Origin of the sequence: Methylobacterium phyllostachyos (genome assembly GCF_900103445.1) — a bacterium.
GTDB classification, from domain to species: domain Bacteria; phylum Pseudomonadota; class Alphaproteobacteria; order Rhizobiales; family Beijerinckiaceae; genus Methylobacterium; species Methylobacterium phyllostachyos.
This window is the reverse complement of record NZ_FNHS01000010.1, coordinates 196,435-217,736: the sequence shown is the minus strand read 5'-3', so window position 1 is coordinate 217,736 and position 21,302 is coordinate 196,435. Positions and strand designations below refer to the sequence as shown.

Genomic DNA, 21,302 nt, shown 5'->3' with positions numbered 1-21,302 from the left:
GTGGTGTGGTACGTACTGCGGGAAAATTATCTTTTATTCATGTATCTTTTCTTGTCCTTGTTTCGATCAATCGGTGAGCGGCTTTCGTTTGCGGCTTGAGTAAGGATGATATCGCGGTCGGCATAATCGGCACCGGCACGTTTCAGCGTCTTATCAAGTACGAATAAAGCCTTGTTACTACTTCCCAATTTACCCGTTCCCGGGTCAATGCTGTGAATGAAATTTCGATAACGCCCCATCCCTTTTTCAATCAGTTCACTGCTGTTAGCTAAATCCCGTACGGCATCAACAACTGTTATAAGCTCCTCATCTTCATCTAGATCGAAGCGCGTAGGTATGGCATGCTCAATCCAGTCATTAATGCAGAGAGGACTACGGTTCTTGGTGTAGTGATAGAAGAAGCCCTTTCCTTCTTTTGGCTGACAGGGGAGATAGAACAGATTGACGATACTTGGCTTATTGTCGATACCGTGAAGCTTGCGATCGCCTTTCGGTCGACAACTGTTGTTATGTAAGTATCCAGCGTTCTCGATCCTCTGTACAATCTGACGCCAAATGAACTTGTAGATTGTGGGAGAGAGAAGTTCATCGGTGAGAAATACGACCCTGTACCTATGCGACTCCGATGTGTGATTGAATGAGTTATAGACTATCATTTCCAAATGCGACAATATTCGACTGAGTTGGAGGTACTTGAGATGACCTCCGTCGATATCTAGGTATAGGTGCCTCCCGAAGATCGCGTTCTCCAATCCCCTTTGCGAGTCGACATTAGCAACGGGAGCGCACAAGGCCGGCATGATGAGTTCATTAGACTCTTTCGTCCCCAATCTTCTTTTGTGCAATCCCTTTAAGTAGATGCCGAAATTCTTGATGGGCATATTGATTGGAAACGACATACCTTCGCTGAGATGACTAACAATAGATCCCTGATATGTTGTCACAAGTTCCCTTATAGACATATTAGAGATCTTGTGACACGACTTATAAAATCCGGCCTCATTTATCCGCTCAGCCCCCAAACTAAACTTCTCAGCCAATTGATCTTGTTCCTCTTTCATTCGTGATCTTCTAGCTCTCTGTCGTTCAGCACTGTTCTCATATTGCTTAGTTGGTCCGGGACGTTTTGGTTTTCTTTGATCCAGTCCTAACGAATGAACGCGAGACCCTGGAAAGACACCTGACTGCCACTCGGCATTTTGCCGGTCAGGCAAAATCACCAACTTCCCACAACTGTTATTCGGATCACGTATCGAAATTCGACCAATAGTCTGCATCGTACTGTGATAGTCATGCGCAATCTTCTGGTCAGGTTCTGAAATCCCGGCTACGTCCCTCAGGAATTGCGTTTCAGGCCCCGGTAGGTTGAACGCCGTGAGAATGGCCACATTATTGAAATGCTGGAAGTCGTTACGACCGTGTGATCCATGGGGCAGCTTTGTAGCGTTTGGAAGCAACCGCAAGGGGCTGTCCTTCTCGAAGTCGATATTATCTAGCCAACAAAATGGCTCGCGACCAAGCTTACTGATTGCGCCGTTGACGAACAGTTCTCTTAAGTGCGGATCCCTTTCTTGGGCATATAGAGACCAGTTTGTTTCCGAGAGGTAGTGAAAATCTATCAGATTGCCGTTCGTGTGTTCTCGATATCTCAGGCCTGAAGTGATTTCATCATCATCTTTAAACCTTACTCCGCATCGTTCGAACCACTTAAATAGCATCGTCTCGGATGCTCTGGCGCCAACCATTGAGACTGATCGGAATCCAACAAAGAAACTCGGCTGTAAAAGAGAGAACACACGTAGGTATGGCTCATCCGTATTGCCCCTTAGCAACGCATCATATCCGGAGACATTTACGTAGGTCTTGTACTTAGGATCCAATATGACCCTCGCGAACGGTTGAAATAACTCTTCCACAGCATCGTTCACCTTGTTCTCGGCGATGGAACGTAGTGTCCCCCTATCTTGAGCAATGATTTCACCATAGGATGATCCTCTCGAAAATCTTTCTATGGTATCTGTCAGGCGTCTATGACTCTTAGGTACTATAACACTGAACGATTTGTATGCTTTTGGTATTTCGTCAATTCTAAGATGGAACTGATCTTGATTGAACAGCTTTGGTAATCTTACAAACGACTCCCATGTCGTTAGAACGACGTGTGAATGGTCTGGCGGTCGTTTCATATGCTCAAGCAATTGGTAGACTGTACCGTTTGGATAAGCGTCGCTATTAATCAGTTCCACACTTACATCCGGAGCAAGGCGCCTGAATAGGAGCAATGTTTGTTTATTTAACGCTTTGGTGGGTTGGGTAAGTATGCAATTCTCACCGTTTCTCACCAATCTTATGACCTGACGTACTGTTGAGTCAGTCTTTCCACCCCCCATGGGCGCGGATGAAAATAACACTTCAATCAATCGATGTTGCCTGTAAAAATTGAGCGCGTACAACAGGACGCCCCGACTTCACCGGAGCGTTGTTAATGAGCGCCAATGTAGGAATAGGCTCAGGCAAACGCCTTGAGCCGCGGATCTACCTTCCGTTAATCGGTAGGCATGATGTTAATATAGACTAATATTAGATCGATGTCAACAGTTACGCAAGGTTGTATCAAGATAATCATAGATCGTTGTTTGCTATAACTGTTATTTCTGTGTCAATCAGAAAATGGCAATCACTCCATCAACAAGTCATCGCATTTTTGTTGCGCGCGAAGACGGAGGTTACGGTGAGACAGCCCTTCCACCCCGCCTCACCGCAGATTGCAATTATTTGGACTCAGCAGACAGCCGGGCTAATTTCTCGGCGACATACTCAGGGCGAAGGTGCGTGTATCTCTGCAAACAGGCCAGAGTACGATGGCCACTAACGAGTGACACTTCGGGTATGCTCAACCCTTTTTCGAACATTCGGCTAATAGCTTCATGCCTCATAGAGTGTAACTTGACCTCTCCAAGTCCAGCACGATTTCGAAGGCGCTCCCAAGAGAGTCTGACCGCGTTTGCTTTGACAGGAAATACCCGGCTATCGATCACAGGTATACCCAACAGGATATCTATGGCTTTAGGTGTCAATGGTATGGATCGACCATATCCGTTCTTTGAAATCATCAACACTGCTAAACGGGCATCGATGTCGATGTTGGACCATTCAAGGGCCAGCAACTCGCCGCGACGCATTCCTGTTTCGAGTGCCAACATGATGAATGGACGCAAGTACCACACCCGGGTTTTCGATAGCGCGTCTATCAGTGAGGCTTCGGCACCCTCTGGCAGTCGTTGGCCTCTGACCTTGGACGGGGAGGGGAGCGTGATCTGACGAACAGGATTTCCGGCGAACGGTGCACCCCATTCTTTGCGGCCGACTTCGATGCAGTGCCTCAGGATTGTCAGTTCCCGGCGGACCGTCTCACCACTCACCCTGTTAAGTCGTTCGTCCCGATAAGCCGCGACCATCTGAGCGGAAAGCCTATGGACCGCGACGTTTGCGAGTGGGGATCGAAGGAAAGTCCGAATGCGGGATGCCTCAAACTGTTGCCCGCGCTTCCGGCTTGTCACTTCGAGTTCATACCGCTGCAACAGGTCACCGACGGTCAGCTTGTTCGCGGTCCGCCCTTGGCCCGATAGTTCGCCCCTCTCGATCTGACGCTCAGTTTCTCGCGCCCAACCGTCCGCATCAGCCTTCGAACGGAACGATTTTGTGATCGGGGGAAATCCATCGCGGCGAATCTGAACTTGCCACGCTTGCCCGCGCTTTCGGATGGTAGCCATGCTCCGTGCTCACTGTGCTTGTGACGCCAGTGTGACAGACGGATCGAAAATGGGCTTTGCCGCCGGAACCTTGAAAGCCAAATCTTGAAGGAAATCAGAGCCTTAAGATTGGCGCACCCGACACGATTCGAACGTGTGACCTTTGCCTTCGGAGGGCAACGCTCTATCCAGCTGAGCTACGGGTGCAAGCCGTAGCCATTCCCTAGCCCAACCGCGCCGCCAGCGCAACGGCGCTCGCAGCCTCACGTCAGGCGTTTTCGGCTCCCGCACGATGCGGCCCTCACGCTAACGCTGCACGGGTCTCAGGGCCTGCACGTAGCTGATGCACTGCTGCCGGGTCGTGGGATCCTGCACCTGCGCGAAGGCCTCCGACATCTCCGCCGCCTGCAGGAAACGCCGGTGTCGGTTGCCCGGTTTGGCGCGTCCGCGCAGTTCTTCCTCGGACACCCCGAGCATGATCGCGAGTTCCTGCAGGCGCTGCTTCCTGTCCGTCATGTCCTTGCCCAACTGAGTTGCGCACAATAAACTAGCGAACGTGACAAACGATCCAACCAGCTGTTTTGCGCGTGCGCCGGCGCACTGCGTCTACGGTGAACTCATCTGCGTCCCACAGGCGTTTCATTGGGCTGCGCGTGGCGTTGCCGTGCTCGGCGCGCCACCCCCGATCCAGTGGTGTGAACCCCATCCAACAACAACCTGAAGATGTATTGGCAGTAGCCAGAACCGCCAAGCTGTGCTGAATAGGTCGGACGAACGGCTGAAGGCGTCGCGGCGCCGGAAGCGCGTCGGCAAAACGGTCTCGGTTTGCTCTTGCCCCTCCCGCCCGGCCCTGCGGCGCGACCGCGAATCATGGCCAGCGACCTCGCCCGGCGCATCGCCGGCCTGGGTCCGGGGGAGCGCCTCGTCGTTCTGGGTGTCGGCCGCGCCACCATCGGCAGCATAGTATCGGAGGGCACCGACCGCGGCGCCCTGCTGGTCACCACGGCGGCCGACCAATCCGCGGCGGCGATCATCGACCGGCTTCTCGACGACCTGGCCGAGCTGGCCCGCGCGCGGTGGCCGCACTGGCACGGCGGCGACGCCGCCGGCGCCGATCCCTGGCTCAAGGCCGCGTCAAAGCGCGCCCGGCGGGGCCTGACGCCGCGCTTCAGCCGGATGGCGCATGACCTCGAATTCCCGCTTGGCCGTTCAGCGAGTCTGCCATCGCGGCGGCGGCCGCCGCCAACATGATGCCGCGCACCCTGCTGATGCGCTGCGACGCCTTCCGCCGCCGCTGCCTCGCGGAGGGAACGGTCACCGAATGCGGCGATCTCGGCGCGGCTCCGCCACCACTGCTGCCGTCGAAGCACAGCACCGAGTTCGACCTCGCCGCCGCCTCCAAGGCCGCCGACATCGCGGGCATCCGCAGCGACGAGGATCGCTGGCTCGGCCAGCTCCTGCGCGACGTGTTCGACCTCTACGCCCTGGAGGACGATCCCGACGACGACCTCGACGTCGCCAGCAAGGGCGAGCCCGACCAGAGGATCCCGCCGCTCCATGGCCGTCTGATCTTCATCCACCACAACGAGAACGACCGCGAGCGGCACGTCTGCTACCGGGCGCTCCAGCACCAGAACGCCATCGCGTTCCAGGCGCGCCTGCGGGCGGCGCTGACCGCCTCGGGCATCTCGACGCGCATCCCGGACCGGGAATTGCTGCTCGTCCGCCGCGGGCCCATGCCGGGCGGGGCCAAGACGAAGCAGCTCGTCGACGCGTTCACGGCGGCCGGCGGGCGGGCGATCGACCCGTCCGACGACGACCTGCGGGTCTTCGCCGGTCTGCGCGACCTGCGCGCCTGGGCGCAGGAGGAGGGCATCTCCGACCGGTTCGAGCGCTGGATCCGCGCCGAGCAGCCGCTGGCGAAGACGGCCTTCTTCCAGGCGGCGGGCCTCGCCCACGGGGTGAGCGGCGGGGCGACACCCGAGAAGGCTCCGAAGCCCGCATCCGGAGGCTCCGCCACCGCGGAGAAGCCCGGCCCGGAGCCAAAGGTCGAGCCGCCGGCGCCTCAGCCTAAAGGTCATCCCCCGGCGCCCGACGCGATCCCGGTCGGCCACCGCCTCACCCCCGACGCCCCTGCGGTCAGCCTGCCGCTGCGCCTGCTGCCCCGGCATACCGCGATCATCGCGGGCTCGGGCTCGGGCAACACCGTGCTGCTGCGCCGCCTCGTGGAGGAGGCGGCTCTCGCTGGGCTCCCGGCCATCGTGATCGACCCGAACAACGATCTCTCGCGGCTCGGCGACCTGTGGCCGGACCCGCCGATGGCGTTCACCCCGGAGGACGCGCGCAAGGCGGCGCTCTACGCCGAGCGGGTCGAGGTCGTGGTCTGGACGCCGGGCGTTCATGCCGGCAACCCGCTGTTCCTGTCGGTCCTGCCCGACTTCGCGGAGCTGGGCGAGGATCGCGACGAGCGCCAGCAGGCGATCGAGATGGCGGCCGAGACCCTCGGGCCGTTGGCCGGGGCCAAGACCAATCTCCTGCGCGGCGTGCTCGCGGGGGCGCTCCAGCACTTTTCGGACCGCGGCGGCGGCAAGCTCGGCGACTTCATCGCCCTGCTGGCCGATCTGCCGGACGGGATCAGCGCGATCGGCAACGCCGCCAAGCACGCGGCCAACATGGCCGACCAGCTCCATGCCGCGATCGCCACGAACCCGCTGCTCAAGGTCGAGGGCACGGTGCTCGATCCGCGCCACCTGTTCTTCGGGCGCGACCCGGCGCGCACCCGCATCTCGGTGATCAACCTGTCGGGCCTCGCCTCGGAGTCGGCCCGGCTGGATTTCGTGAACCGGCTCCAGATGGCGCTGTTCGGCTGGATCAAGAAGAACCCGCAGCCCCGCGGCCTGCTCTACGTGGTCGATGAGGCACAGACCTTCCTGCCGGCCCAGGGGGCGTCGCCCAGCCTCGGCAGCGGCATCAAGCTGGTGGCGCAGGGGCGCAAGTACGGGCTCGGCATGATCGTGGCGACGCAGGTGCCGCGGGGCATCCACAATCAGGTGGTCTCGAACTGCACCACGCAGTTCTTCGGCCGGCAGAGCGCGCCCGCGACCATCGCGGCCGCCCAGGAGATCCTGGCGGCGAGCGGGGGCAGCGCTGCCGATATCGGCAAGCTGGAGGCCGGGGAGTTCTACTTCGCCACCGAGGGCTCAGGGCGTCCGGCCAAGCTGCGCACGCCGCTCTGCCTGTCCTACCATCCGGCCAACCCGCCGACGCCGGAGGAGGTCATCCGGCAGGCCAAGCGCTCGGCCGCCTCGGCCTGAGCGGTCGAGCACGCAGGAGCTGGGTTCCCAAAGGGCTGTGCCCTTTGGCGGGGTATCGGGGCGGAGCCCCGATCCGTCGGACGCGGCACGCCCGATCTGGACGGCGCGGCGCGGGCTGCGCGACACCGCGCGCACAGCCCGGGCGATGGTTACCGCGCAGGCGCCCGGGTCCTGCGCGAGTCCATCCGGATGCCGCCCGGCAATTTCCACCGGTGTGGCACGCGTCTCGCGAACACGTAATACGAATGTCATGTTCATCGGTTGAATGAAATGCAGATTACCTGCGGCACAACGTTCGCTCGTCCGGGCAAAAGATTTTCTCTTCTTGATCGACGAAGATAACATCTCAGATCTATAGACCCGGCTATGAGCACTGCACTTGCAATCCCGACTGTAACCGCAGGCTTCTCGCAGGATCATTCACCGCGCAGGGCGGCACAGGCCAGCGATCTCACGAAACTGTTCGAGGCCGTCCTGCGGCGGGGCGATTCCGAGACGATCACGGTCCGCGAGCTGCTGGGCGGCCTGGAGACCGCGGCCTTCGGGATCCCGCTCGCCGCCCTGGCGGTGCCCGAGATCATCCCGGTCCCGGTGCCGGGCGTGTCGCTCGTCATCGCCATCCCGACCGCGATGCTCGGGGCGCAGATGGTGACCGCCCGGGACCGCGTCTGGCTGCCGGCCTCGCTGCTCGACCGGCGGATCGCGGCCAAGCCGCTCAAGCGGGCCGTGCGCTCCATGCTGCCGCTGCTGCGCCGGATCGACGGGTTCACCCGGCCGCGCGGCGAAATCGTCCTCGGCAAGGCCGGCCAGCGCGTCGTGGGGGTGGCGGTCATCATCCTGGCCCTGCTGATCGCGCTGCCGATCCCCGGGACGAACGCGCCGCTCTCGCTGACCCTCTTCATCCTGGCGATCGGCCTGATCCGCCGGGACGGCCTGCTGATCGCGGCCGGGCTCCTGCTCACCGCCGCCTCCGCGGCTCTCATGGCCGGCGCCGCCCTCGCGCTCACCGAATGGCTCTTCGGAGCCCTGCTGGCCTGAACCGGCCCGCCTCGCCCCAACGCCCTCACCACAAGGACTTGCGCGTCATGACCTCCTCCGCAGCCCCGGCCCAGGATCCCTTCGCGATCCTCGGCGAGACGCTCGAGACCGCCGCCGGCGCCCTCGACGTGCCGACCGCCCAGGCCCGGGAATCGGCTCACCGCGCCGCCGCCACGACCAAGCGGGTGGTCGGCTCAGGCGTGTACTCGCTGAGCTACGCGCTGGCCTACGGCACGGTCTTCGCCGCGACCTACGTGCACGACCTGCTGCCGGAGGCCAGCGCGGTCCGGCGCGGCCTCTCGGATGGCGGCCACGATGCCCTCTCGGCCCGCGCGCGCCGCATCCTGCTGCAGGAGGAAGCCGCCGCGACCCATGCGCGGACCGAGTCCGCGCCGGCGCTCGGCGAAGAGTCTCACGCGAACGGGACGCGCGGCTCCGAGCCTCACGACACCCCGCTGCGCAACGGCCATGCCGACGGCGACGCCCGCACTCGGGTCGACGCCCTGGCGGGCCAGTTCGAGGGCCAGCACTGAGCAGACTGGCTTTGGCAGGCCCAGGGGACACGACACTGGCACCATCATCGCCGGCAAGAGGCGCGGGTCCCCTCTCCGGTGCGGGAGAGGTCTGCTTTCGCAGAAAGCCGGGTGAGGGATCAGGTCTGGCCGGACGTGGCGCGTCGATGGCGTGCCCAACCCTGAACCTTCTCATCCCTCACCCCGACCCTCTCCCGCACGGGAGAGGGGGCGCGTCGCGGTCGTCAGAACCCTCCGTGCTTCCTTTCGCGTGCCGTGGGTAGGCCAACGCCTCAGCCGCTCGAGTCCCCGGTTGGACGCGGGTTTTCGATTCAGAACCCGCGGCCGCCTTTCACGAACCCTGCTCAGGCTCCGCCGAAACGGTCCCGCCCCATGTCTTCCATCGGTTCCGCCGCCTTCGCGACTCCGCAGGCGGCGCGCTTCTCGGTCCGGGTCACGGCGCCGGATTGCTTCGTGGTGGGCGGCACCGAGTGGTTTGCGACGCCCGCCCGCACGGCCGAGTTCCTGCGGGTGACGCTGGCCGCGCCCGCCGTCCGCTCGGTCACGATCGACCGCAAGCTGCGCGAGGCCGAGATCCGGCACGCGGCCGGCGACCGGGGCGCGGTCATCGCGACCTACCGCAAGCGGCCGGCGGATGGGCTCGACCTCGACGTCGATCTGGAGGATCCGGAGGCGTGCAGCCATCGCCGCCGGTCGTTCTACCGCTACGGCCGCCTGATCAGCGACTGGGTCCGCCAGGAGGAGCGGCCCGGCCTGCTCCGGCTGCGGCATCCTGGCCTGCGCGGCCGCCCCGCCGTCTGGGACGCGGTGGCCAAGGGCCTCGACGGGCTGCTCGGCATCCTCGCCTTCCGGGTGGACGGGATCGGCGGCAGCCTGACAATCCGGTTCGACCCGGCCCTGATCCACGCCCAGCAGGTCGTGCACGGGCTGCACCGGGCAGTGCGGGAGCGGGCAGGGGACGCGATCGGCCCGGTGCTGCACCGGATCGACCTGCCGGTGGCGGTCGGCTCCCTGGCGCTCTCGGGCGTGGCGACCTTCGCGGCGCCCGCCCTCCTGCCGGTCGGCACCGCCGTGATGCTCGCCACCGCCGTGCCGAGCTACCGCCAGGCCGCGCAGGTCCTCGTCCGCGAGCGGCGGCTGTCCGTCGATGTCCTCGACAGCATCATCTTCACCACCTGCCTGTTCACCGGCGAGATTTTTGCCGGCGCGATGACAGCCTTCTTCCTCAGCGTCGGGCGTACGCTGCTGCGCCGGACGCAGGCGCAGTCGGCCCGGCTCCTCGTCGACGCCTTCGGCCGCCAGCCGAGCATCGTGCGCCTGGAGCGCCCGGACGGCTCCACCGCCGAGGTGCCGATCGAGGCGGTGCGGGCGGGGGACGTGATCGTGGTCGAGACCGGCGAGGCGGTGCCGGTGGACGGCACGGTCCAGTCGGGGGAGGGGATGCTCGACCAGCAGGCCCTGACCGGCGAGGCGGCCCCGGTGGAGCGGGCCGCCGACGATCCCGTGCTCGCCGCGACCCTGCTGGTCGCCGGCCAGATCCGCGTGCGGGTCGAGCGGGCGGGCAAGGACACCACGGCGGGCAAGATCGCCGACATCCTGCGCGAGACCGTCTCGCACAAGCTGGAGATGCAGTCCCGGGGCGAGGCTTTGGCCGATTCGATCGTGGTGCCGGCGCTCGGCGTCTCGGCTTTGGCCGGGGCGGTGATCGGGCCGAGCGCGGCGCTCGCCGTCATCAACTCGGATCTCGGCACCGGCATCCGCATGGCGGCGCCGCTCGCCGTCGTGACCTCCCTGTCGGCCTGCATCCGCTCGGGCATCCTGGTGAAGCAGGGCCGCGCCCTGGAGACGCTGCCGAAGATCGACACCGTGGTGTTCGACAAGACCGGCACGCTGACCCGCTCGGTGCCCGAGGTCGGGGAGGTGGTGGCCTGCGGCCGGGACGACCCCGCCGCGATGCTGCGGCTGGCGGCCGCCGCCGAGCAGAATTTTTCCCACCCGATCGCCCGGGCGATCGTCGATCATTACAAGGCCGGGGGCGGCGGCCCGCTGCCGGTGCTCGACGCCTCGCAATACGCTCTCGGCTTCGGTCTCACCGTGACCATCGAGGGCCGTCAGGTTCGGCTTGGCAGCCGTCGGTTCATGGACCGGGAGGGGCTCGCCTTCCCGGAGACGTTCGACGCCGCCATGGCGCCGCGGCGCGAGGCCGGCCACACGCTGATCTACATGGGCGTGGACGATGCGCCGGCCGGGCTGATCGACCTGCGCCCGTCGCAGCGGCCCGAGGCGGCCGACGCCGTGCAGAGCCTGCGCGCCGGGGGCGTGAAGGAACTCATCATCCTGTCGGGCGACCACGACCGGCCGACCCGCCAGCTCGCCGGCCAGCTCGGGATGGACCGCTACTTCGCCGAGGTCCTGCCGGAGGACAAGGCGGCGGTGATCGCCGGGCTGCAGCGGGAAGGGCGCAGTGTCTGCTTCGTGGGCGACGGCATCAACGACGCCCTCGCGCTCCGGCAGGCGGACGTCTCGGTCTCGCTCAGCGGTGCGGCCGGCATCGCCACCGACACCGCGCAGGTGGTGTTCCTGGAGGGCAACCTGCGGCGGATGGGCGAGCTGTTCGGCATCGCCCGGGAGCTGCACACCAATGTCGGGCAGAGCTGGAATCTGATCCGCGGCGCCAACGGGATCTGCGTGGCCGGCGTGTTCCTGGCCGGGTTCAACCTCTGGCACTCGGTGTTCTTCAACAACGTCTCCGCCCTCGGCGCCCTCGGCAATGCGCTGCGCCCCCTGCACCGCCGGGCCGGGAATGCGGGCGTGATCAACCTTCTCCGCTGACCGCCCGCGGATCCCCAAGACTCCCGAGAACACTGTCACAGAGGCCCGACGCGCCGTGATCCTGACCTTCGCCCGCGGCGAGACGCACCTGCACCCGCTCGACCGCCTCCCCGCGCAGGAGCGGCCGGCGCGCCTCGCCCAATCCCTCTGGGTCGATCTCCTGGCGGCGACGCCCGACGAATGCGCGCTGGTCTCCGCGACGCTCGGCGTCGAGCTGTTCAGCCCGGACGAGTTGCACGAGATCGAGGAATCGAGCCGCATCTTCGTGGAGGCGGACGCGGTCAACCTGATCTGCTGGCTGCCCTCCTTCGAGGCGGACGTGCCGGTCAACCTGCCGGTCGGCCTGATCGCCGACCGGAATCGCCTGATCAGCATGCGCCAGGGCGACTTCCACGCCTTCCGCACCTATGCCGAGCCGCGCCGCCGCAGCGGCCTGCCGCGGGTCGATACGGCCGCCGACATGCTGGTCGACCTCCTCGACACCATCGTCGGCCAGCTCGCCAGCACCCTGCGCATGGTCGAGCAGGACCTCAACGCCCTCACCACCGAGATCTTCGCCGACGGCGAATCCACCCGCATCGGCCTCCGCCGGGCACCCGGCCGGCGCCGCCGGACGAGCTTTCGCGATCTGAAGGGGATCGTGCAGCGGCTCGGCCGGCGCAACGCCCTGGTGTCGAACCTACGCGAATCCGCCGTCACCGTGGCGACGATCATCCCGTTCATCATCAACAACGAGCGGCACTGGGCGGGCCCGGAGACGGTGGCCCAGCTCAAGCTGATCGGCAAGGATATCGCCTCGCTGCGCGACTACAACGGCCAGCTCGCGGCGGAGATCTCGTTCCTGCTCGACTCGACGATGGGCCTCATCACCATCGACGAGAACCAGAGCATGAAGTTCCTCGGCGTCGCCGCCCTGATCGTGGCCTTCGTCTGAGGGGCCCGATCCCGGGTTTCCAAAGGGCTGAAGCCCTTTGGCGGGTTCTCAGGGTGGAACCCTGAGACCTTGACCAGGGCTCCGCCCTGGACCCGCGAAAGGTCTCGACCTTTCGAAACCATGACTCACAGGCTCCGAGAGGCCGACCCCGATGCCGCATGCCTTATCGACCGCCCTCGCCGCCGTTCCGCCGCTCGCGGTCCGGGTCGCCGGGGCGCGGGTGATCCTGACCGGGCCGGTCGCCGGGCAGCTCGGCCGGGAGCCGAACCTCTCGACCTTCCTGCACCGCTGCCTGCGGCTCGACCGGCTGGAACGGGTCTGCTTCGACCTCGCGGCGGCGCGGATCGAATTGCGGTTCGGCGCGGCCATCGCGGCCGGGGCGGGCCTGCGGGACCTCGCCCGGGTGATGCGCGATGCGGAGCCCCGGGCTGCCTTACGCAGCTCGGCCTTCACCCGGCATGTCGGCGAGCGGGTCTGGGACGAGCCCGTCACCCTGTGGCGGTCGGGCCGGCTCCTGTCCACGTGGCGCCTGCAGCATCTCGGCGGCGACCGGATCCGGCTGTCGCACGGGCTGCTGCGCGATCCCGCGGCGCTCGCCTTCGTCGCCGCCTACCTCGACCGGAGCGGGGCCGTGACCGCCATCGACGGAAGCTCGGCCCGGATCGGATTCCTCGACATCCGCTGCGATCCGGGAGATCCGCACGGGCTCCTCCGGCTCGTGACCGAGGCCGAGGCGATCGAATCGGTTCTGCGCCGGCGCGCGGACGCGCCCTTCACCAACCCCGAGGGCCGCGGGCTCCTCCTCAACGCCAACCTCGCTTTGGCGGTCGGGGCGGCGGCCTTCCCGCCGCTCCTGCCGGCGAGCGCCGTGATCCTGGCCGTCGCCTCCTGGCCGGCGGCCCGGCAGGCGTGGGGGCAGCTGCGGCAGCGCCGGGCGGACGTGACCACCGTGCTGACGATCCTGTCGGCCCTGGCACTGCTCAACGGCGACCATATCCCGGCCGCCCTCATGCTGTGGCTGTTCCGGGCTTGGGACCGCCTGACCCGCGCCACCCTGCGCCGGACCGAGTTGCGCCTGTTCGAGCGCCTCGCCGCCACGACCCAGGACCCGCACGCCAAGGATCCCCGCACCCTGCACGGCGCGGCCGAGGCTGCCGTGTCGATCTTCGCCACGGAGCCGCGCTCCCGGGCGGCCACGGCCTTCGCCAACGCGAGCACGCCTCTGATGCTCTGCGTCGGCGCCTCGGCCCTGTTCACGGGCGGGACGCCGCTGGCCCAGGCGGTGCTGCGGCCGGACTTCTTCAGCCCGGTGCTGGTGCATCGGCGCATCGCCGCCGCGGAACTCGCCCTGCATCTGGCCGAGCAGGGGATCGTCGTGCGCGATTTCGGGGCGCTGCTGGCGATCCGCGAGGCCGACGAGATCCTGCTCGACGACAGCGTCGCCTGGGACGCGTCGAGCCTGACATCCGGCACCTTCGGCAGCCGGATGGCGGCGCTCGGCCTGCGCGAGACCGTGCTGTTCCGCTCCGGCCGGGAGGACGACGCGCAGGACGCCGCGTCCCGGCTCGGGGCGACGCGCCACTTCGTCCGCAGCGCCGTGCACACGCCCGCGAGCTACCTCGCCCAGCAGCGCTTCCTCGGGCACCGGATCATCCACGTCCACGCGGTGCATGGGGCGGACCCGCACGCCCGCTCCGACGTGCCGGTGGCGGTGGGGCCGGCCGTCCTCGCCGCGGGGGCGACGGCCCCGATCGGTCTCGCCGCGCCCGACCTGGAGCGGCTCTGCGCGATCGTCGAGCGCGTGCGCGCGACGCAGGGCGAGGAGACGGCGGTCAAGCGCATGACGGTCGCCGTCAACGCGGCGCTGATCGGGGCCTGCGTGTATGCCGGCCTGTCGGCCACCGGCGTCGTCGTGATCGGCACGGCCGCGACCGCCGGCCTGTGGCTCGGCCTCGAAGGGCGCCTCGGCCGGACGGCGCGGCGGCATCCGGGCCTTCGCGAGGTCCAGGCCCACGCCGCCCCCGTGCCGGGGCAGGGCGCGCTCGGTGCGGCCGCATGAGCCGCGAGCTGCTGTTCCGCATGGACGTCGCGTGGCCGCCGGGGAGCGACCGGCGCGCCCTGATCGACGCGCGGCTCGACAGCCATCTCGCCCTCTGGACCGAGCGCCTGTCGCGCTGGTTCGTCCCCGGGCGCCCCGAGGCAATCTGGCTGTCGGATCAGGTCCTGCAGGTGCGCGCGGCGGCCGTGACCCTCTGGGCGGTGCTCACCGACGGCGAGGTCAGCGTGTTTTGGGAGGCCCCGCCGGCCGTCCGGCTCCTCGTCGGCGCGCGGCGCCGCGAGGCGATGATCAGCGCATTCAAGGCCGACCTGAGCGCGGCGATGGCGGGGCCATAGCCCGGACGCGTAGCCGCAGATCCCGCCCCGGTGTTGCCGCTTCGCCCTTGTAGGACCACCGCGTTTCCCGGCCCCTAAGCGGGTCGGAGGCAGCGCGGAGCGGGCAGGGGTGGCAAAGGCGGTGGCCGGCCGGGCGAACAATTTCGGGACGCTGCGCCTGCTGTTCGCGGCCTTGGTGATCCTCGCCCACGCCCCTGAGCTGGTGGACAGCGACCGGTCGCGCGAGCTGCTGACGCGGGTGTTCGGCACCCTGTCGTTCGGCGAGGTGGCCGTCGACGGCTTCTTCCTCGTGAGCGGCTACCTGATCACCGCGAGCTACCGGGCCAAGCGCTCCTTCGCCGACTACGTGATGCGGCGGGTGCGGCGGATCTATCCGGGCTTCGTGGTGGCCTCGCTCCTGTGCATCGCGGTCGTGGCGCCCCTGGCCGGGGGCGACCTCGCGGCCCTCTCGCCCCCTGAGACCCTGGCCCGGCTGGCGCTGCTGCTCATGCCGGTTGTCCCGGGCGCCTTCGCGGACCTGCCCTATCCGATGCTCGACGGGTCGATGTGGACGATCCCCTGCGAGTTCGGCTGCTACCTGCTGCTCGGCCTCGTCGGTACCGCCCGGGCGCTGCGGCGGCGGGGCCGCTATCTCGCGATGCTGGCGGGCTTGAGCATTCTGCTCGTGCTGCGTTGGCTCTTCCTGCCGATCGGGCATCCGGGCGACGGGCAGGGCTCCCTGTCGGAGATGATCCGGCTCAGCTTCGTGTTCGCCTGCGGCGGCGCCTTCCAGCTCTTCGCCGACCGGATCGCCTATACCGGCCGGGGCGCGGCTTTGGCCGCCGGGCTGCTCCTGCCGCTGCTGTTCAGCCCGCCGCTCGCCGAGCCGGCCTTCGCGCTGCTCGGCGGTTACCTGATCTTCTGGTTCGCCTTTGCGGTCCGGCCCCTGGCGCTGAGCCGCGCCACCGCGCAGGTCGATCCCTCCTACGGGCTCTATCTCTACGCGTGGCCGATCCAGAACCTGCTGATCGCGTGGGTGCCGGGGCTTGCCCCCTGGACGGGGGCGGCCCTGACGCTCGCGGCCGCGCTGCCCCTCGGAATCCTGAGCTGGTTCCTGGTGGAGCGGCCGATGCTCCGGCCCCGGCCCGGCGCGGCCGGTCTGGCGCCGGGCGAGGCCCTGCCCGCCAAGGCCGTCGTCACCCCCTGAGCCTGGTAACCGCCCTCACCCTCGCGCGTTGGCGACGGGCCAGCAGGGCAGGGGGCCGGACATGTCCCAGACCATCGATCGCGGGACCCTCGACCGGCTCATCGCCCGCGGGCGGGACCGCGGAGAACTCTCGGCGGAGGAGCTGCGGGCCGCGCTGCCGGTGGAGCGCATGGAGGTCGACGATCTCGTCTTGGTGATGCTGGAGCTGGAGGAAGCCGGCATCAGCGTCGAGCCCGAGGCCTTCGGGCCGCCCGCCGACAAGCCGCTCACGACTGGCCTGACCCTCCCGCCGCGCGATCCCGGCCCCGTCCCGCCAATCCGGGCGGGGGAGGGCGCGGACGCGGCCGCCGCTCCGACGGACTCCGGATCGCGGACGGCGCCCCCGCCGCCGGCGGATCCGGACGATGGGGCCGGGGTCAACCGGGCCGTCGCCCTGGCGGGCCTCGCGACGCTGCTTGTGCTCGGGGCCGCGCTGCTGCTCCTGTGAGGGCACGGAGCGGAACGCTTCGGCTGGCGGGTCCGTTGGCCGGGGGCTCTCAAGGAAGATCCGGCACCATGCGCCACCCCCCCGACGGAAACGCCCCTGACGGAACCCTGGCCCTGCTGATCGCGGCCCTGCGCGAGGGCACCGCGCATATCGAGGCGCTGCTCACGCTCGCGCGGACCGAGGTCGACGGCAACATCCGGGCGATCGTCTCGCTGATCGCCATCGTCGGGACGATCCCGATCCTCCTGATCGTGACCTTCTTCCTCGGCCTCGACGGGGTGGTGAAGCTGCTGGCGCTGCCGTTGCACTCCGAGGCAGCGGCAGCGTCGATCGTGGCCGCGCCCTTCCTGATCATGGCGCTCTGGCTCGGCTGGCTCGGCGTGCGCCGGATGGCGCTCTCGAACCTGGAACCCTGGCGGACGTGGCGTCAGGCGAAGCGGACCGTCCGGGACGTGACCGGGACCGGGGCCTGACGCCGGCCCTCAGCGCCCCCGTGTGCCGGTGGCTTTGGGGTGCAGGTGCAGGAAGCTGCGCTCGCCCGTGGCCGCCTCGGCCACGTGCTGGATCGTGTCGAGCAGGTCGGCCACCGCCTGCGGTCCTCCGGCAGGCCGGAACGCGGCCTTCGGCGCGACCCAGCGCTTCTGCGTACGGCCCGCGGCGATCTGTGCCTCGCTCAACGCATCGAAGTCCCGACGTCGCGTCATGGATCGTCCCTCCAGGCTGGTCCCGCGATGGGAAAATCTGCCCGGATCATGGTTGACGGTTGGTTAACGCCGAGCTCGGCGCCCACCGCTGTGGGACCGTCGGACGCAGCTTCATCACCTCCGGCTTGATCCCCGCCATCAACCCCTATAGTCAGCAAAAACTGAGGCACATCAATAGATTAGTGTGATTATAAACTGTAGCCGCCGGATGGCTGGTCATTCCGGCACCAGCTCACTGGCGTAGCCCCATGGCGGCAGGCAACGCCATCGGCATCCGTCTCACCGATACCCTGGCGGGCTTGCGCCCGCTGGCGCCGTTCTTCTGCCTGTACGTGACCTTCGGGGCGACGCTCGGCTTCCTGTCGGGCGGGGCGCCGCTGATCCTGCGGGCGCGGGGCGTCGAACTCGCCGAGGTCGGGCTGTTGCAACTCATCAACCTGCCGGTCGGGCTCACCGTCCTCTGGGCCCCGCTCCTCGACCGCCTCCACCTGCCGGTGCTGACCCATCGCGTCGGCTGGATCGTGGCCGCGCAGGGGGCGACGGTGCTGCTGCTCACCGTCCTCAGCCTCGGCGCGCACTGGCCGCTTCCGGCGCTCCTCGCCCTCGCGGTGGCGGCCTGCGCCTGCGTGGCCACCATGGACATCGCCCTCGAAGCCCTGGTGGTCGAGACCGTGCCGGCGGAGCGGCGCGCCTTCGTGGCCTCGGCCAAGCTGTGCGGGGCCTCGCTCGGCGGCATCCTGGGCGTCGGCGTGCTGGTCGGCTCCTACGACCGGCTCGGCTGGCACGGGGCGGTGCTGGCCTGCGCGGCTTTGGACGCGCTCTGCCTGCTGCCGATCCTGGTCTATCCGGAAGCCCAGCGCCGCGGGGCCGGCAGCCGGCCGGAGCTTTGGACGGGCTCGCTCGCGCGCCTGCGCGTCCTTGGCGGGCGGGTGCTGGTGCTCGGCGCCTATTTCGCGGCCGCCTACCTGCTCTCCGGACCCAACACCCTGGCGCTGCTCGATCTCGGCGTGCCCCTCGGGCAGGTCGGGTTCCTGACCGGCACGGTCCTGCCGGGGGTCAACCTCGTCATGGCGCTGGCGGCGGGCGGGCTCGCCGCCCGGTTCGGCACGGTCCGGCTGATCGCGTTCGGCGCCATCGGCGTCCTCGCCTCGGGGGCCCTGATGGCCGGCGCCTGCGCGGGCCGGATGGCGGATCTCGCCATCGCCGCCACGGTGCTGAACTTCGTCGCCGGCGGGTTCCTCGGCGTGCCGGTGTTCAACATGATCTACCGCTGGGCGCAGGGGCCGAGCCCCGCCACCGACTACGCCCTGCTGTTCGGCGCGGCCTTCTTCGCCGCGATGCCCCTGCGGGTCGCCGCCCCGGCGCTCGCCGGCTGGATCGGCTGGCCGGGCTACTTCGCCGCCGCCCTGCTGCCCTACGCCGCCGCGGTGGCGTGGCTCGCCGTCGCGGTGGACCGGACCCTGCGGACCGATCGCATGGACGTCCGATGATCGCCGAGGTCGCCGCGCAGGTCCCCGACTCGCTCGCCGCCTACCGGGACGGCGTCGCCGACGGCCCCGGCGGCCCGGGGGCGCTGCCGCTCGGGGCGCTACGCGACCCGCGCGTGTTCGACGCCACCCTCGCAGCCTTCGCGGCGGGGCTCAGCCCAGAGGCCGCCTGCGCGACCTGCGACCGGCGCATCCTGGTCTCGTACTGGAGCCAGTTCTACCTCGCGGCCCTGGCGACGCCAGCGCTCACCGCCCTGGTGCGCCTCGGCCGCCCGCTGCCCCTCGCCTTCGATACGATGAGCCTCGAACGCGACGGGGCCGGCCGGCCCTGCCGCTTCCGCCTGCCCGCAGAGGGGTGCGGATCCTGCCCGGCCCCCGGCCTCGCCGGGCTGGTGGAGGCGCATCTGCGCCCCTTCGTGGAGCTGTGCCACGAACAGTGCGGGATCGCCCCGCGGATCCTCTGGGGCAACGCCGCGGTGATCCTCGACTACGTCGCCCGGGAACTCGAAGGCTCGCTCGGGGACGGGGAGGGGGCGGCCTGTGACGACGTCGCGGACTGTCTCGGATGGCGCGCCGGCCCGGCCTGCGCTAGGAGCCCCCTCTCGCAGGCGCTCTGCCCGGGGGCGTCGGGCTGCCGGCGGCGACGGGTCTGCTGCCTGCGCCACCGCCTGCCGGGGGTGCCGTCCTGCGGCGCGCTCTGTCCCGTGGCCTGCGCCCAGACCTGATCCGAGCCGCGATGCTGAAGGCCTTCCTCGCCTATTACCGGCCGTACCGGACCCTGTTCCTGGTGGATTTCGGCTGCGCGGTCCTGTCGGGCCTCTTGGAGCTCGGCTTCCCCATCGCCGTAAAGGGCTTCATCGACAGCCTGCTGCCCCGGCAGGATTGGGGCCTGATCCTGCTCGCCGCGGCGGCGCTCGCGCTGGTCTACGTCGCCAATGCGGGCCTCATGGTGGTGGTCACCTATTGGGGCCACGTGCTCGGCATCAACATCGAGACCACGATGCGGGAACGGGCCTTCGACCACCTGCAAAAGCTCTCCTTCCGCTTCTACGACGGCCAGAAGACCGGCCACCTCGTCGCCCGGGTGACCAAGGACCTAGAGGAGATCGGTGAGGTCGCCCATCACGGGCCCGAGGATCTGTTCATCGCCATCATGACGCTCTTCGGCGCCTTCGCGCTGATGCTCATGGTCCACGCGCCGCTGGCCCTCATCACCGGCGCGATCCTGCCGGTGATCGCCTTCGTGTCGATCCGCTACGGCGGCCGGATGACCCGCAACTGGCAGGCGCAGTACGGACGAGTCGGCGCCTTCAACGCCCGGATCGAGGAGAATGTCGGCGGCATGCGGGTCGTCCAGGCGTTTGCCAACGAGCCGCACGAGCGCGCCCTGTTCGCCCGCGACAACGCCCGCTACCGCGACACCAAGCTCGAAGCCTACCGGCTGATGGCGGCGGGCCTGTCGATCAACTATCTCGGCCTGCGCCTCGTGCAGATCGCGGTGCTGCTCGGGGGCGCCGCCTTCGTGGTCCGGGGCGACCTGACGCCCGGCGGCTTCGTGGGCTTCCTGCTGCTGGTCGGCGTGTTCTACCGGCCGCTGGAGAAGATCGGCGCCGTCGTCGAGACGTATCCGAAGGGCGTCGCCGGCTTCCGCCGCTATCAGGACCTGCTCGCCACCGAAGCCGACATCACCGACCGGCCGGACGCCCGCGCGGTGGAGTCCCTGCATGGCGACATCCGCTTCGAGGGCGTGAGCTTCGGCTACGGCCCGGGCCGCCCGGTCTTCACCGGCCTCGACCTCGCGGTGGCGGCGGGCGAGACGGTGGCGTTCGTCGGCCCCTCGGGGGTCGGCAAGACCACCCTCTGCGCCCTGCTGCCGCGCTTCTACGAGGTGGAGGCGGGGCGCATCACGATCGACGGGATCGACATCCGCGCCATCACCCTGGCGAGCCTGCGGCGCCAGATCGGCATCGTGCAGCAGGACGTGTTCCTGTTCGCCGGCACGATCCGCGAGAACATCGCCTATGGCCGCCTCGACGCCACGGAGGCCGAGATCGACGCGGCCGCCCGGCGCGCCCGGCTCGGCGACCTGATCGACAGCCTGCCCGAAGGCCTCGCCACGGTGGTGGGCGAGCGCGGGGTGCGCCTGTCGGGCGGGCAGAAGCAGCGCATCGCGATCGCGCGGGTTTTTTTGAAGAACCCGCCGATCCTGATCCTCGACGAGGCGACCTCGGCGCTGGACACGCAGACCGAGCGGGAGATCCAGCGCGCGCTCGCCGACCTCGCCCGCGGGCGCACGACCCTGGTGATCGCCCACCGCCTCGCCACCATCCGCGACGCCGACCGGATCGTGGTGCTGGGGACGGGGGGCGTGGTCGAGCAGGGCCGTCACGTGGCTTTGCTGGAAGCAGGCGGCGCCTATGGCCGCCTGCACGCCGCCCAGTTCGGGGGCGGGGCGACCGACCCGGTGCTCGCCGCGGAGTAGGGCGAAAGCTCGCAGCTTATCGGATTTAAAGGTCTCGGTTCGACACGGAAACCTTAAAGATCAAGGCGCTTTTCCCTCCCCCTTGTGGGGAGGGGTCAGGGGTGGGGGTGGTGCAGGATCAAGCCATCCGGTGCCTTTTGCCCCCCCACCTCCAACTCC

The 21,302-nt window shown here is 67.6% G+C and carries 18 protein-coding genes and 1 tRNA gene; 14 read left to right on the top strand and 5 right to left on the bottom strand.

Annotated features, from left to right (window positions below; all coding sequences use genetic code 11):
• Positions 1 to 26: 26 nt before the first annotated feature.
• The 4 genes from BLQ49_RS29075 to BLQ49_RS17610 all read right to left on the bottom strand — a co-directional run bounded on the left by BLQ49_RS29075 (position 27) and on the right by BLQ49_RS17610 (position 4,268).
• The gene (locus tag BLQ49_RS29075) at positions 27 to 2,246 is read right to left on the bottom strand and encodes a hypothetical protein (RefSeq protein ID WP_143012277.1); all 2,220 of its coding nucleotides are present in this window, start codon (positions 2,244 to 2,246) and stop codon (positions 27 to 29) included.
• Between the two features lie 525 nt (positions 2,247 to 2,771).
• The gene (locus BLQ49_RS17620) at positions 2,772 to 3,773 is read right to left on the bottom strand and encodes an integrase (RefSeq protein ID WP_091717952.1); all 1,002 of its coding nucleotides are present in this window, start codon (positions 3,771 to 3,773) and stop codon (positions 2,772 to 2,774) included.
• 109 nt (positions 3,774 to 3,882) lie between these two features.
• Positions 3,883 to 3,959 (bottom strand) — tRNA-Arg (locus tag BLQ49_RS17615).
• A 99-nt stretch (positions 3,960 to 4,058) separates the two neighbouring features.
• The gene (locus BLQ49_RS17610; protein ID WP_143012276.1) at positions 4,059 to 4,268 is read right to left on the bottom strand and encodes a hypothetical protein; all 210 of its coding nucleotides are present in this window, start codon (positions 4,266 to 4,268) and stop codon (positions 4,059 to 4,061) included.
• A gap of 354 nt (positions 4,269 to 4,622) precedes the next feature.
• Here BLQ49_RS17610 and BLQ49_RS17605 point away from each other — a divergent pair, with 354 nt between their 5' ends.
• The 11 genes from BLQ49_RS17605 (at position 4,623) to BLQ49_RS17555 (ending at position 16,943) form a co-directional block, all read left to right on the top strand.
• The gene (locus BLQ49_RS17605; RefSeq protein WP_091717947.1) at positions 4,623 to 5,003 is read left to right on the top strand and encodes a hypothetical protein; all 381 of its coding nucleotides are present in this window, start codon (positions 4,623 to 4,625) and stop codon (positions 5,001 to 5,003) included.
• The gene (locus BLQ49_RS17600) at positions 5,000 to 7,066 is read left to right on the top strand and encodes an ATP-binding protein (RefSeq protein ID WP_091717945.1); all 2,067 of its coding nucleotides are present in this window, start codon (positions 5,000 to 5,002) and stop codon (positions 7,064 to 7,066) included. Before BLQ49_RS17605 ends, BLQ49_RS17600 begins: the two co-directional genes overlap by 4 nt.
• Positions 7,067 to 7,432: 366 nt before the next feature.
• Complete coding sequence (locus tag BLQ49_RS17595) at positions 7,433 to 8,104, top strand: exopolysaccharide biosynthesis protein (RefSeq protein WP_091717943.1); 672 nt, start codon at positions 7,433 to 7,435, stop codon at positions 8,102 to 8,104.
• 47 nt (positions 8,105 to 8,151) lie between these two features.
• A complete protein-coding gene (locus tag BLQ49_RS17590; protein ID WP_091717941.1) occupies positions 8,152 to 8,637 on the top strand; it encodes a hypothetical protein in 486 nt (161 codons plus the stop codon).
• 372 nt (positions 8,638 to 9,009) lie between these two features.
• Positions 9,010 to 11,469 carry a heavy metal translocating P-type ATPase gene (locus BLQ49_RS17585; protein WP_091717939.1) on the top strand — a complete coding sequence of 820 codons (2,460 nt, stop codon included), beginning with the start codon at positions 9,010 to 9,012 and terminating at the stop codon, positions 11,467 to 11,469.
• A gap of 55 nt (positions 11,470 to 11,524) precedes the next feature.
• Positions 11,525 to 12,403: a CorA family divalent cation transporter gene (locus BLQ49_RS17580; protein ID WP_244507647.1), complete on the top strand. Its 879-nt coding sequence runs from the start codon at positions 11,525 to 11,527 to the stop codon at positions 12,401 to 12,403.
• Between the two features lie 151 nt (positions 12,404 to 12,554).
• Positions 12,555 to 14,462 carry a hypothetical protein gene (locus BLQ49_RS17575; RefSeq protein ID WP_208859079.1) on the top strand — a complete coding sequence of 636 codons (1,908 nt, stop codon included), beginning with the start codon at positions 12,555 to 12,557 and terminating at the stop codon, positions 14,460 to 14,462.
• Positions 14,459 to 14,797 carry a hypothetical protein gene (locus BLQ49_RS17570; protein WP_091717935.1) on the top strand — a complete coding sequence of 113 codons (339 nt, stop codon included), beginning with the start codon at positions 14,459 to 14,461 and terminating at the stop codon, positions 14,795 to 14,797. The genes BLQ49_RS17575 and BLQ49_RS17570 overlap by 4 nt, the downstream gene beginning before the upstream one ends.
• Positions 14,798 to 14,906: 109 nt before the next feature.
• Entirely contained in the window at positions 14,907 to 15,983 is a 1,077-nt protein-coding gene (locus BLQ49_RS17565) for an acyltransferase family protein (RefSeq protein WP_091717933.1), read from the top strand.
• Positions 15,984 to 16,044: 61 nt separating this feature from the next.
• Positions 16,045 to 16,470, top strand: a complete 426-nt coding sequence (locus BLQ49_RS17560) for an RNA polymerase sigma factor region1.1 domain-containing protein (protein ID WP_091717931.1) — start codon at positions 16,045 to 16,047, stop codon at positions 16,468 to 16,470.
• Between the two features lie 68 nt (positions 16,471 to 16,538).
• Positions 16,539 to 16,943, top strand: a complete 405-nt coding sequence (locus tag BLQ49_RS17555; RefSeq protein ID WP_091717929.1) for a phage holin family protein — start codon at positions 16,539 to 16,541, stop codon at positions 16,941 to 16,943.
• 9 nt (positions 16,944 to 16,952) lie between these two features.
• Here the strand turns inward: BLQ49_RS17555 and BLQ49_RS17550 are convergent, their stop codons facing one another.
• Positions 16,953 to 17,174 (bottom strand): hypothetical protein, encoded by a 222-nt coding sequence (locus BLQ49_RS17550; protein WP_091717927.1) that lies wholly within the window; start codon positions 17,172 to 17,174, stop codon positions 16,953 to 16,955.
• A 248-nt stretch (positions 17,175 to 17,422) separates the two neighbouring features.
• On the opposite strand from BLQ49_RS17550, the gene BLQ49_RS17545 reads away from it, so the two are divergent.
• The 3 genes from BLQ49_RS17545 to BLQ49_RS17535 are packed head-to-tail and all read left to right on the top strand — an operon-like array spanning position 17,423 to position 21,143.
• The gene (locus BLQ49_RS17545) at positions 17,423 to 18,664 is read left to right on the top strand and encodes an MFS transporter (protein ID WP_091717925.1); all 1,242 of its coding nucleotides are present in this window, start codon (positions 17,423 to 17,425) and stop codon (positions 18,662 to 18,664) included.
• Entirely contained in the window at positions 18,661 to 19,386 is a 726-nt protein-coding gene (gene fhuF / locus BLQ49_RS17540; protein ID WP_091717923.1) for a siderophore-iron reductase FhuF, read from the top strand. The genes BLQ49_RS17545 and fhuF overlap by 4 nt, the downstream gene beginning before the upstream one ends.
• Before the next feature lie 11 nt (positions 19,387 to 19,397).
• Positions 19,398 to 21,143, top strand: a complete 1,746-nt coding sequence (locus BLQ49_RS17535; RefSeq protein ID WP_091717921.1) for an ABC transporter ATP-binding protein — start codon at positions 19,398 to 19,400, stop codon at positions 21,141 to 21,143.
• Positions 21,144 to 21,302: the final 159 nt, after the last annotated feature.